The organism is Streptomyces sp. RK9 (assembly GCF_045070545.1).
In the GTDB taxonomy this organism is placed as follows: Bacteria; Actinomycetota; Actinomycetes; order Streptomycetales; family Streptomycetaceae; genus Streptomyces; species Streptomyces alboflavus.
Genome location: NZ_CP173704.1, coordinates 2,705,744 through 2,717,906, shown reverse-complemented (window position 1 = coordinate 2,717,906; position 12,163 = coordinate 2,705,744). Strand labels below are relative to the sequence as shown.

Below are 12,163 nucleotides of genomic sequence, written 5' to 3'. Positions count from 1 at the left end.
GCTACGGAGAGGTATGACCATGCGTGACGCTCCGCCCACGGGCACCCTCGTACGAGACGTGTCCCGCGACCTGATCGGCGAGTTCCGGGGAGAGTGGTGCGGGGTGTGGTCCCTGCGCCCGGCGACTGGCGGGCGGGAGTGGACCGTCGCGCCCGAGCACGTCGAACCGGCCACGCCCGCACAGCAGTTGTGCGCCGGGACGGCGAGGGCGAACGCGCGCAGCCGGGGTGAGCTGCTGTGATCGCATACCGACCCGGGGCGGTGGCCTACGACCGGGCGTACGGGATGCCGGGCACCGTGCGGCAGACGGACGGCGTGTTCGTCCGCCTGGACCGGCCGACGGGCATGACGTGGCGGGTCCACTACCGCCACCTGCGCCCGGCGACGGCCTGGGAGCGGCGCCAACTCCTCGCGCTGGCGCGGCTGCACGCGCAGCGCCTGCGGGGCATCGGCCGGGCGGGGCGGCGGCACGCGTAGGCGCGGCCGCCCCGCGGGGCGCGAGCGGGCTAGAAGCCCGGCGGCTCCACGTACACGCCCCACTCGTCCCGCAGCACCCCGCAGATCTCCCCGAGGGTGGCCTCCGCGCGGACCGCGTCCAGCATGGGGGCGATCATGTTGGAGCCGTCGCGGGCGGCGGCGAGCATCGCGTCGAGGGAGGCCCGGACCCGGGCGTCGTCGCGCCGGTCCTTGCGGTCGGCGAGGACGCGCACCTGCTCGCGCTCCACCTCATGGCTGACGCGGAGGATCTCCAGGTCACCGGTCACGGAGCCGTGGTGGGCGTTGACGCCGACGACCCGCTTGTCGCCCTTCTCCAGGGCCCGCTGGTACTGGAAGGCGGACTCGGCGATCTCGCCGGTGAACCAGCCGTCCTCGATGCCGCGCAGGATGCCGGAGGTGATGGGGCCGATGGGGTGCTGCCCGTCGGGGTGCGCCCGGCGCCCCCGCTCCTTGATCTGCTCGAAGATCTTCTCGGCGTCGGCCTCGATGCGGTCGGTGAGCTGCTCGACGTACCAGGAACCGCCGAGGGGGTCGGCCACATTGGCCACCCCAGTCTCCTCCATGAGGACCTGCTGGGTGCGCAGCGCGATCTCGGCGGCCTGCTCGCTGGGCAGGGCGAGGGTCTCGTCGAGGGCGTTGGTGTGGAGGGAGTTGGTACCGCCGAGGACGGCGGCGAGGGCCTCGACGGCCGTCCGCACGACGTTGTTGTACGGCTGCTGCGCGGTGAGCGAGACCCCGGCCGTCTGGGTGTGGAAGCGGAGCCACTGCGCCTTGTCCGTCTTGGCGCCGTACACCTCCTTCATCCACCGCGCCCAGATCCGGCGGGCGGCCCGGAACTTGGCGATCTCCTCGAAGAAGTCGACGTGGGCGTCGAAGAAGAAGGAGAGGCCGGGGGCGAAGACGTCGACGTCGAGGCCCCGGCTCAGGCCCAGCTCCACGTACCCGAAGCCGTCCGCGAGGGTGTACGCCAGCTCCTGCGCGGCCGTCGCCCCGGCCTCGCGGATGTGGTACCCGGAGACGGAGAGGGGCTTGTAGGCGGGGATGTCGCGGGCGCAGTGCTCCATCAGGTCGCCGATGAGGCGCAGGTGGGGCTCGGGCTCGAAGAGCCACTCCTTCTGCGCGATGTACTCCTTGAAGATGTCGGTCTGGAGCGTGCCGTTCAGGACGCCCGGGTCGACGCCCTGCCGCTCGGCGGCGACCAGGTACATGCAGAAGGCCGGGACGGCGGGGCCACTGATCGTCATCGACGTCGTGACGTCGCCGAGCGGGATGTCCTTGAACAGGACCTCCATGTCGGCGGCGGAGTCGATGGCGACGCCGCAGTGGCCGACCTCGCCGAGGGCGCGCGGGTCGTCGGAGTCGCGCCCCATGAGCGTCGGCATGTCGAAGGCGACGCTCAGACCGCCGCCGCCGGCGGCGAGGATCATCTTGTACCGCTCGTTCGTCTGCTCGGCGTTGCCGAAGCCCGCGAACTGGCGGATCGTCCACGTACGCCCGCGATACCCCGTGGGGTACAGGCCGCGCGTGAACGGATACTCGCCGGGCCATCCGATGCGCTCGAAGCCGTCATAGGTGTCCCCGGGCCGGGGCCCGTAGGCAGGCTCGACCGGGTCTCCGGAGAGCGTCGTGAAATCGGCGTCGCGCTTCTTCGCGGCGTCGTACCGGGCCTGCCAGCGACGGCGGCCCTCTGCGATGGCGTCAGCGTCCATGCCACCAATTTACTTGGACGTCCTAGTAAAAGTCGATGGCCAACCGCCACGGACCAGCCGTGGCGGGGGTGCGGCGCGGGTCCCTCAGGCCTTGGCGAGCGGGGTCGCGGCGTCCGTGAGCAGCGGCTCGACCTCGCGGACGACGTTGCGCTCGACGAAGAAGGCGGCCGTGGGAATGGTGCCGGACACAAGGACCCAGAGCAGCTTGCCGAACGGCCACTTCGCCTTGGAGCCGAGGTCGAAGGCGAAGACCAGGTAGATGATGAAGAGGACGCCGTGGATCTGGGAGACCGCGAGCGTCAGGCCCTCACCCTTGTCGAAGCCGTACTTGGCCACCATGCAGGCGCACAGGATCAACAACATGACGGCGGTGACGTAGGCCATTACCCGATAGCGGGTCAGCACGCTGCGTTTCATGGCTACGAGCGTAGCCCGCTCCCCCACGCGATCTTCAGCTGCCCCTTTTCCCCGACGACGAGGGCCGAAATCCAGCCCGTCCGGCGTTTGGGGACGAGGCCCGAAGGGCTGACAAAGGGGGGACAGGGGCGCAGCCCCATAGGGCTAAACGTCGAAGTCCTGCGCAGCAACCCGCAGGGGCCGCAACATCGCAAAAATGTCCCCGCACTCCTCCGCGTCGTAGACGCCGAGCCCGAAGTCCATCGCCATCAGCTCCCGCGTCGCCTCCTCGACGACCTCGCGCCCCTTCTCCGTGATGGACGCGAGCGTGCCGCGCCCGTCGTTCGGGTTCGGCCGCTTGTCCACGAGCCCGGACCGGACGAGCCGGTCCACCGTGTTCGTGACGGACGTCGGGTGCACCATCAGCCGCTCGCCGATCTTGGACATCGGCAGCTCGCCCGCCTTGGAGAAGGACAGCAGCACCAGGGCCTCGTAGCGCGCGAAGGTCAGTCCGTACGGCTTGACGACCGCGTCGACCTCGGCGAGCAGGATCTGGTGCGCGCGCATGATCGAGGTGATGGCGCCCATCGCGGGCACGGAACCCCAGCGCTGCTTCCAGAGTTCGTCGGCTCTGGCGATGGGATCGAAGGGGAGACTGAGCGGCTTCGGCACAGCGTCGACCTTAGCCGCCGGTCACATACCGGTCAGCCCCAGTCTCAGGATTCGGTAGCGCGTTCGCCTCCTGCCGTCCCGTCGACCGGACCTCGTGGACCAGGAGCAGACAGCACCCGGTGCCGAGCACGCCCGCGCCCGCGACCACCGTGCTGACGGCGAAGAACTCGGCGGCGAGCCCGGCGAGCGCCATGCCGACGCCCTGGAGGGTCATCAGGCCCGCCGTGTGCACGGTCATCGCCCGGCCGCGCAGCTCCGGTGGCACGGCGTCGACGAACCAGCGGTCGAGTCCGAGCGTGTACGCCGCTCCGGCTCCGGCGAGCACGAGGGCGGGCAGCGCCCAGGCGAGGCCGGGGGTGAAGGCGTACGCGAGCAGCGGGAGCAGCGTGGTCGCGGCCAGCGGCAGCACGATGCGGGAGCGGGCGGCGGGGCTGAGCGCGGACCCCGCGTACACCTCGCCCGCGATGGTGCCGACGGGCATCGCGCACATCAGCAGGCCGACCCCGGCGGTGCCGACACCGATCTGCTCGGCGTACGGGGCGGCGAGGGCCTCGGGGGCGACCACGAACATCGGGGGCGCCCAGAGCAGGAGCAGCAGCGCGCGGATCCGCCGGTGCCCGAGCACCTCACGGGCACCCGCGAGCGAGTACCGCAGGAGCGCGGCGTCCCCGCCCCCGCTCCCCCGGCCGCCCCCGCGCGCGGGCCGCCGCCTCGTGCCGGTGCGAAGGAGCAGCGCCGACGCGAGGAACGTCACCAGCGTGATGACGAGCGCCCCGCGCGGAGACACGACGGTGAGCAGCACGCCCCCGAGCCCGAAGCCGACGAGGACGGCGCTCTGCGAGACCATCCGCAGCAGCGAACGCCCGAGCACGAACAGGTCGCCGTCGCCGAGGACGTCGGTGAGCGTCGCCATCCGGGTGCCGTTGAACACCGGCGAGACGGCGGCGATCAGACAGCGCAGCGCGAGCAGTCCGGCGACCGGTGTCGCGGGCAGCGCCATCAGCGCGGCACACCCGGCGCACACCAGGTCGCAGCCGACGAGGACCCGGCGCGGCGGATACCGGTCGGCGACCCCGGCGAACAGCGTCCCGCCCACGAGGTACGGCAGCATCCCCAGCGCGAACGCCAGCGCGCTGAGCAGGGGCGACCCGGTGAGGTCGTACACGAGCACCGTCAGCGCGATCTCGCTGACGACCACCCCGAGCAGCGACAGCGCGTGCGCGACGAACACGACCCGGAACTCGGCGACGGCGAAGACCCGCCCGTACCCGTCTCTCGCCCGCCCCTCGTCCGGCCTCGCACCCGCGTCCGGGACCGGGCACCGCACGGCGGAGGACTCCTCGGCCCGCGCGTCCGCACCTCCGGGACCGGGCTCCGGGCCGACGGAGCCGAAGTCGTCCGCCGAGCCCGGCCCACCCCTGCACCGCCCCGGCGCCGCGCGCGCCACGCCCCTCTCCCCCGTGCCCGCGTCCACGCCCGTCGCCTCAGCCCCGCCTCCGTCGCTCATGCGCTCACCCTGGCGGGGCCCGGCGCCGGTCCCTAAAGTTTCGGCTCCAGCCGAATCTTCGGCGCCGACGGCACACGGGGTCCGACGTCGACGGCGCGAGCGGCACGAGGGGAGGAGGACGGGCCGTGCCCTTCGAGCTGCGGTTCGGGGAGGACGATCTGCTGCGGTGCCGGTTCGCCGTGTCGCCCCTGTGGGAGACGCAGGAGGCGGTGCGGACGCTGAAGCGGCGCGAGCGGCACGCGTACCACCCGGGGTGGCTGCGGCGGATCAAGGAGGCGGGGGCGGGGCTCGACCTGGAGGCCGTGTGGCTGCTGATGCCGTCGTGCGGGCACAGCCCGGACTTCCTCGGGCCGCCGCCGCTCGGCCCGGCGACGGGGTTCGACGAGGAGATCGCGGCGGTGCGGGCGGCCGACCCCGACGCGGCCAGGGACGACATGGCGGGGGCCCTCGCGGAGACGCCGGGGGCGACGGCGAGCCCGCTCGGGCGACGGCTCCTGGACGACCCGGCGCGGGCGGTGCGGGAGCTGGCGGACGCCCTGGAGGGCGCCTGGCACGCGCTGGTCGAGCCGTACTGGCCCCGCCTCCGCGCCCTGCTCGAAGCCGACGTGGCGTACCACTCCCGGCGCCTCGCGGAGGTCGGCCTCGGCGCCCTGCTTCCCGAGCTCGACCGCCGCCTCGCCTGGGACTCCGGGACGCTGACGGCGCAGTGGCGCGGGCGGCACGTGCGGGACCTGGACGGGCGCGGCCTGGTCCTGATGCCCAGCGTCTTCAGCTGGCCGGACGTGATCAGCGGCTACGACCCGCCCTGGCAGCCGACCCTGGTGTACCCGGCCCGGGGTCTCGCCGGACTGTGGAGCGCCCCGGCCGACCACGCCCCGGACGCCCTCGCCCGCCTCCTCGGCCGCAACCGCGCGGCCGTCCTCACCGCCCTCGCCGAACCCGCGGGCACCTCGGCCCTCGCCCACCGCCTGGCCCTGGCCCCCTCGTCGGTCTCGGCCCACCTGACGGCGCTGCGGGACGCGGGCCTGCTCACCTCGCGCCGGTACGGGCACCAGGTCCTGTACGAGCGGACCCCGCTCGGGATCGCGCTCGCGGCGGGCGGCTGACGGCCGCGGGCGGGGCGGCCGGGCGCGGGCGGCTGACTGCGGCGGCGCCGCGCGGTGTCGTACACGGGGACGATTGATCCCTTATGTCACGATTGCCGCACGACTCGCCTGCCCGTCACCGTCGACACCGTCGCTCAAGGGGTCTGGATGCACCGGCTGCTCCGTACGTTCACGGCACTCACGGCCGTCGCGGTCCTAGGGCTCGCGGCGGGGTGCTCCTCCGGGTCGGAACCGGGCGGGGAGAAGAAGGACGAGGGGACGCCCGCCGCCCGGCCCGAGGCGGCGCGCTCCGCGCAGCACCGCTTCTGGGTCGACCCGCAGAGCGAGGCGGCGCGGCAGGTCAGACAGTGGCAGCAGGAGGGCCGTACGCAGGACGCCGAGGCGCTGCGCCGGATCGCCGAGCAGCCGATGGCGGTGTGGCCGGCCGGGGACGACCCGGCGCCCGACATCGCGAAGGCCACCGCGGGCGCGGCGGACGAGGGCCGCACGGCGGTACTCGTGGCGTACAACATCCCGCACCGCGACTGCGGCCAGCACTCGGCGGGCGGCGCCCAGGACGCCGCGTACTACCGCCAGTGGCTCGGCGCGTTCGCCGACGCCATCGGGCGGAGCAAGGCACTCGTGGTCCTGGAGCCGGACGCCATCCCGCACATCGTGGACGGCTGCACGCCCGCCCAGTACCACGAGGAGCGCTACGAGCTCCTGTCGGAGGCGATCGAACGCCTCAAGCGGCAGCCGAACGTCAAGGTCTACCTGGACGCGGGCAACCCCGGCTGGATCAACGACGCGCGCAAGCTCACCCTGCCGCTCCAGCGGGCGGGCATCGACCGGGCCGACGGCTTCTCGCTGAACGTCTCCAACTTCCAGGGCGACACGACCGTCAAGGCGTACGGACGTCAGCTCGCCGCCACGGTCGGCGGCAAGCACTTCGTGATGGACAGCAGCCGCAACGGCAAGGGCCCGCTCGCCGGGGACCGCCAGGACGCCTGGTGCAACCCGCCCGGACGCGGCCTCGGCACCCCGCCCACCGACCGCACCGGCGACCCGCTCCTCGACGCCTACCTGTGGATCAAGCGGCCCGGCGACTCCGACGGCCCCTGCCGGGGCGGCCCCGCCGCCGGACAGTGGTGGCCGGACTACGCGCTCGGGCTCGTGCGCAACGCGAAGGCGTAGCCGATCTGATGATCGAGTGGACGGTCTGTGGAGGTCAACTCGCGTACCGGGAAAGGCCTTTGGCCACGCTGGCCAAAGGCACCGGCCACCTGGCAGCCTGAGGGCGCATGGGGCGTGAAGACTTCTCGCAGGCGGGCTACGGCGTACGGTTCGAGTGGGGCACGGCCGGAGCGAAACGCCTCGCGCCCGCCGTCTCCAGTCTGGTGATCGTCGACGTCCTGTCGTTCACGACGTCGGTGTCGGTCGCCGTCGAGTCCGGCTCCCGGGTCTTCCCCTATCCGTGGCGCGACGAGAGCGCGACGGCGTTCGCCCGCCAGATGGACGCCCGGCTCGCGGTGGGCCGCAGGGCCGTCACCGAGGCCAGCCCCTGGTCCCTGTCCCCCGCCGCCCTGCGCCGCGCCCCGCTCGCCCCGCGCCTGGTCCTCCCCTCGCCCAACGGCTCGGCCATCGCGGCGTCGGCGGGCGGCGCCGACATCGCCGCCGGATCGCTGCGCAACGCGACCGCCGTCGGCCGGTGGCTCGCCGACCGGGGCCACGGCACCCCCGAGCACCCCGTCGGCGTGATCGCCTCGGGCGAGCGCTGGCCCGACGGCACGCTGCGGCCCGCCCTGGAGGACCTGCTCGGCGCGGGGGCCGTGATCACCGCGCTGCGGGACCGCGGCGGCACGGCGCTCTCCCCGGAGGCCGCGTCGGCCGCTTCGGCGTTCGTGGCGGCGGTGGACGTGGGGGACGCGGTGGCGTCCTGCTCCTCGGGCCGGGAGCTGGCCGACGGCGGCTACGCGGAGGACGTGGCCATCGCGACGGAGCTGGACGCGTGCACGGTGGTGCCGGTGCTCACGCACGGGGCGTTCGTGGCGGCCAAGTGAAGGGGCGGGGCGGGACACCCGGTCCCACCCCGCCCTCACATCACGGGGGCCGCTACTTCACGTGCACCCACTTCGCCTCCGACGACGCCCCGGCCGCGTCCGTCACGAACAGCATGTACCAGCCGGGCGGCACGAGGGCCGCGTCCTCGCGGGGCACGTCCACCGTCACCGAGCCCGGCCCCTTGGTGAGCCCGAGCGCGATCGAGCGCTGCTCCACGTCCGTGGTGTGCGTGACGGCGCTCGGCCGCATGAGCCGGGCCGAGACCAGCTTCTCCGGGTGCGCGGTGCGGAACGTCGCGCGGCCGTCGGCGGGCAGCACGCCGGGGCCCTCGCCGAGCACGGGCCGGTTCTTGCCGGACTTGTGCAGGGACGGCGGCGTGAAGATCTCCATGCGCTGCTCGAAGTGGCCGAGCTTGGTGTTCTGCTCGTTGTCGAAGAGCGGGTCGGAGCCGAAGGTGGCGACGCGCCCGTCGGGCAGCAGCAGCGCCTCGGAGTGGTAGTTGCGGCCGACCTTCGGGTCGGCGGCGGCACGGAAGGCGCCCCGGCCCGCGTCGCCCTTCGGGTCGTAGAACTGGGCCTTGAGGATGTTGCTCGCGCTGCGGCCGCGGTAGTCGGACGAGCCGTTGGTGGTGAACACCGAGTCGTCCGGCATCAGGACGCTGTTCAGGTAGCGCGTGCCCTGGGGCAGTTCGGGCCCGGTCCTGAAGGCCGGGTTGTCCTGCTTCAGGTCGATGACGGCGGTGCGCTTGGTGGCCTTCTTGGACTCGCCGACCCCGCCGCCGCCGAGGATCATCACCTTCTGGTCCTGGGCGGGCGGGAGCAGCACCGACCCGGACGTCTCGGTCTGGTCGAGGTCGGTGAGTCCTGGCACCTTCTCGAACTTGTTGGTCTTCAGGTCCCACAGGCCGGGCGCGCGGCCCTTCTTGGCGGGCCCGTAACCGGCGTTGGAGGCGGGGTAGAAGAGCTTGCCGCCCTTGGTGAGGAACAGCGCCGGGTAGGTCGGGAAGTAGCGCTTGGGGCCGTCGGTCCACTTCTTCGTCTTCGGGTCGTAGATCTCGTTGTCGCCGGGGTCGATGACGCCGACGTCGTCGAGCCCGGACACGGCGAGCACCCGGCCGTCCTCCAGGCCGACCAGGGTGGGGTACCAGCGGGCCTTGTCCATCGGCTCCACGGCGATGTACTTCTCCGCGACCGGGTCGAACTCGTAGGCCGCCCTGATGCCCTGGAAGTCCTGCTTGTCCATGGTGAGCTTCTCGGCGATGCCGTACGTGTTGTCGGCCTCCTTGCCGGTCAGCCCCTCGATCTCGTACTGCGCGGACTTCTCCGTGACCGCGGGCGCGCCCTCGCGGACGGCCTCCACGAAGACCCGGGCCTCGCTCGCGACGACCTTCGTCTTCCAGGGCTGCATCGCGCCCGACTTGGAGTACGTGATCTCGAAGTCCCGCTCGGCCTTGGGGACCGTCACGTCGAACCGGCTGACGTACTCGACGCCGGACGGCGAGCGGAACTTGGTGCCCTTCTTCAGGACGACGGGCTTGTCCGGGTTCTCGTTCTTGACCCGCATGCCGCCGCCGGCCCGCTCCACCTCGCCGTCGAGGAGTTCGTAGCGCGCGGTGCCGCCCGCGACCAGGAGGCGGCCGTCGGGGAGCTGGGCGTGGCCCGAGCAGAAGAAGTCCTCGGGGGTGTCGATCTTCTTGAAGGTGTTCTTCTCCGGGTCCCACAGGACGGTGTCGAAGGACCCGGCGTCGAACTTCTCCTGCTCGTTCCCCGACCCGGCGACGATCAGGACCTTCCCGGTGTGCAGGAGGGCGGCGTGGATGGCGTTGGTGCGGAACTCCTTGGGAATGCCGACCTGCTGCCACGACCCGTACTTCTTCATGTAGCCGGGCCGGGAGATCTTGTACGCGTGGTACTTCTCCTCGGCGAAGGAGACGGCGGCGGGGGCGTTGAGGCCGATGAGCACGGCGCCCGCGCCCACGCCGAAGACGATCTTCTTGGTGCGCTTGGAGAACTCGGGGGGCCGAAAGGGCATGGCGTCAGTTACCTCCAGTCGTCGTGCCGGTGGCGAAGGCGGGCTCCGGCTCGCCGTCGGCGTCCGCACTGCTTTCCTGCCGCCGCCGGACCGCCGCGGCCTTGCGCGCCCGCTGCTCACGCACCGCGGTGACGGACCAGACCACGACCGGCGCCAGCGAGATGGCCAGGGCGAGCACCGCCCAGGTCCGCATCGCGACGTGCGTGTGGTCGAGCACGAACGACGCGACGAGCGAGCTGGCGAGCACCACCGCCCAGAACAGATGGATGCGGAAGGTGAGCAGCCGGTCGGGGGTGGCCCCGCCGCCCTTGGGGGTGACGACGAAGCGGCACGGGCGGCGCAGCGTGGCGGCGCCGAGGGACTTGGCGTAGATGGGCGCGGACAGCGCGGACATCGCCATCCCGGCCAGGCCGCCGGAGCCCTCGGGTTCGTGCGGCGAGACGTTGTGGCGCCGGTTCCACAGGTAGAGCCCGATCTGCAGGGCCGCGGCGTCGCTGTAGAGCATCAGCCACACGGAGGCGGCGACCTGGGTGCCGGAGGCCCCGAACCACAGGAAGAGCACGCAGCTGAGGATGCCGAGCAGCCAGTTGACGGCCGTCATCGGGTAGTAGACGAGCATCAGCGTGTACGAGAAGAGGCGGCCGGGAGGCATCGTGAACGGCGCCTTCCAGTACTGCTTGATCAGCGTCTCGTAGGTGCCGCGCGACCAGCGCATCTGCTGGGTGAAGAAGTCCGTCCAGGAGGCCGGGCCCTCGCCCACGGCGAGCACGTCCGGGGTGTAGACCGAGCGCCAGTGCCGTCCGGTGACCGGGTTCTTGTGCCGGTGCAGCTCGAAGCCGGTGGCCATGTCCTCGGTGATCGAGTCGTAGAGGCCGCCGACCTGGCGCAGGGCGGCGATGCGCACGACGTTGTTGGTGCCGACGAACATGGGCGCCCGGTAGCGGTTGCCGGCGCGCTGGATCAGGGCGTGGAAGAGGAACTGCTGGGACTCGGCGGCCTTGGTGACGGGTGAGACGTAGTTCCCGTACACCTGCGGGCCCACGACGAAGGCCACGTCCGGATCGCGGAAGAAGCCCATCATCCGCTCCAGGAAGTTCGGCAGCGGTACGTGGTCGGTGTCCACGGAGGCGAAGAAGTCGTAGTCGCCGCCGTGCATGGCCAGCCAGGCGTTGTAGTTGCCGTGCTTGGTGCGGGTCTTGTGGGGGCCCTTCTTGCGGTTCCACTCCGCGACGCCGAGGCGCGTGAAGTGGCGTACGCCCAGCTCCTCGCAGAGCGCCTTCGCCTGGTCGTCGTCGCCCTCGTCGAGCAGCCAGACGTCCAGGGGTCCGGTGTGGTGTATCCGGACGGCGCCCTCCAGGGTGGCGCGCACCATCGTGAGCGGTTCCTTGCCCGGCACGTACGTCGTGAGGAACGCGACGCGGGTGCCCTCCTCGGGCACGACCGGGACGGGGTCGCGGGCGACCATCGTGGCGTGTGCGATGGACACCACGTTGACCAGCATGAACACCTCGATCAGGCCGATCGCGACGAGCATCGTCACGTCCAGGCCGACCAGCCAGCGGTCGCCGCCCTCACGTTCCGTCCAGTGGGTGGGCCAGACGAGGTACACCAGCAGGGCGCCGGTCAGGAGGGGGGCCAGCGTCATCAGCAGGAGGGCGCGTATTCGGTGGGGCTCGCGCGCGAGGAGCGGCCGGTACTGCACCCGGTAACCGGCGTGGACGCCGCCGTTGCCGGCACCGCCCTCCGGCTCGGTGAGCGGTCCGGCGAGCCGGCTGTGGGTGTCGTAGTCGTAGCCCTCCGGCCGCACAGCGCCCTCCAGGTGATCGAACAAGCCGATACCCACACAAAAGTGGAGATTCCTCGGCGTGTCGAACCGGGCGCGTCCGTGCGAGCGGTTTTGCCTGCGGCTCGCTCGGGGACGGGGCTCGCCCCGGGGCCCCTTGCCCGCGCCCCGGCGGCCCGCCTGTGCCCCTTGCTGTCGTCCGGCGTCCGCCCGTCGGCTGTGGCCCGTAGCCCGCCCGCTCCGCGGCGGATCCCTCCCACCCGCCCACCCGTTTCCACCGGTCCGCAGGCCTCGGGCCGCCCGTGCCACCTGGTGCAGTCCGGCGTCCGCCCGCCGCCCGTGGCCCCCGCCGCTCCGCGGCGGACACCTCCCACCCGCCCACCCGTTTCCACCGGTCCGCAGGCCTCGGCCCGCCTGCGCC

11 protein-coding genes are annotated in these 12,163 nt (G+C 72.5%); 5 read left to right on the top strand and 6 right to left on the bottom strand.

The window, feature by feature from the left end; translation table 11 throughout:
- Nucleotides 1-19: 19 nt before the first annotated feature.
- Together AB6L24_RS32390 and AB6L24_RS32385 are read left to right on the top strand one after the other, a co-directional pair.
- Nucleotides 20-241, top strand: coding sequence for a hypothetical protein (locus AB6L24_RS32390; RefSeq protein WP_405661219.1), 222 nt, complete (start codon nt 20-22; stop codon nt 239-241).
- Nucleotides 238-477, top strand: coding sequence for a hypothetical protein (locus tag AB6L24_RS32385; RefSeq protein WP_405661216.1), 240 nt, complete (start codon nt 238-240; stop codon nt 475-477). Before AB6L24_RS32390 ends, AB6L24_RS32385 begins: the two co-directional genes overlap by 4 nt.
- A 29-nt stretch (nt 478-506) precedes the next feature.
- On the opposite strand, the gene AB6L24_RS32380 is transcribed toward AB6L24_RS32385, so the two are convergent.
- The 4 genes from AB6L24_RS32380 to AB6L24_RS32365 form a co-directional block, all read right to left on the bottom strand.
- Nucleotides 507-2,207, bottom strand: coding sequence for a methylmalonyl-CoA mutase (locus AB6L24_RS32380; RefSeq protein ID WP_405661214.1), 1,701 nt, complete (start codon nt 2,205-2,207; stop codon nt 507-509).
- Between the two features lie 84 nt (nt 2,208-2,291).
- The gene (locus tag AB6L24_RS32375; RefSeq protein WP_380847723.1) at nt 2,292-2,624 is read right to left on the bottom strand and encodes a DUF3817 domain-containing protein; all 333 of its coding nucleotides are present in this window, start codon (nt 2,622-2,624) and stop codon (nt 2,292-2,294) included.
- 144 nt (nt 2,625-2,768) lie between these two features.
- The gene (locus AB6L24_RS32370) at nt 2,769-3,275 is read right to left on the bottom strand and encodes a MarR family winged helix-turn-helix transcriptional regulator (RefSeq protein WP_405661212.1); all 507 of its coding nucleotides are present in this window, start codon (nt 3,273-3,275) and stop codon (nt 2,769-2,771) included.
- 10 nt (nt 3,276-3,285) lie between these two features.
- Nucleotides 3,286-4,782: an MFS transporter gene (locus AB6L24_RS32365; RefSeq protein ID WP_405661210.1), complete on the bottom strand. Its 1,497-nt coding sequence runs from the start codon at nt 4,780-4,782 to the stop codon at nt 3,286-3,288.
- Between the two features lie 125 nt (nt 4,783-4,907).
- Here AB6L24_RS32365 and AB6L24_RS32360 point away from each other — a divergent pair, with 125 nt between their 5' ends.
- From AB6L24_RS32360 to AB6L24_RS32350, 3 genes are all read left to right on the top strand, one after another.
- A complete protein-coding gene (locus AB6L24_RS32360; protein WP_405661208.1) occupies nt 4,908-5,888 on the top strand; it encodes a DUF5937 family protein in 981 nt (326 codons plus the stop codon).
- A gap of 147 nt (nt 5,889-6,035) precedes the next feature.
- Nucleotides 6,036-7,061, top strand: coding sequence for a glycoside hydrolase family 6 protein (locus AB6L24_RS32355; RefSeq protein WP_405661205.1), 1,026 nt, complete (start codon nt 6,036-6,038; stop codon nt 7,059-7,061).
- A 107-nt stretch (nt 7,062-7,168) separates the two neighbouring features.
- Nucleotides 7,169-7,927, top strand: coding sequence for a 2-phosphosulfolactate phosphatase (locus tag AB6L24_RS32350; protein ID WP_405661203.1), 759 nt, complete (start codon nt 7,169-7,171; stop codon nt 7,925-7,927).
- A 52-nt stretch (nt 7,928-7,979) separates the two neighbouring features.
- Here AB6L24_RS32350 and AB6L24_RS32345 read toward each other — a convergent pair whose 3' ends face one another.
- The gene (locus tag AB6L24_RS32345; protein ID WP_405661201.1) at nt 7,980-9,959 is read right to left on the bottom strand and encodes a galactose oxidase-like domain-containing protein; all 1,980 of its coding nucleotides are present in this window, start codon (nt 9,957-9,959) and stop codon (nt 7,980-7,982) included.
- Nucleotides 9,960-9,963: 4 nt separating this feature from the next.
- A complete protein-coding gene (locus AB6L24_RS32340; RefSeq protein ID WP_405663488.1) occupies nt 9,964-11,766 on the bottom strand; it encodes a glycosyltransferase family 2 protein in 1,803 nt (600 codons plus the stop codon).
- Nucleotides 11,767-12,163 lie beyond the last annotated feature (397 nt).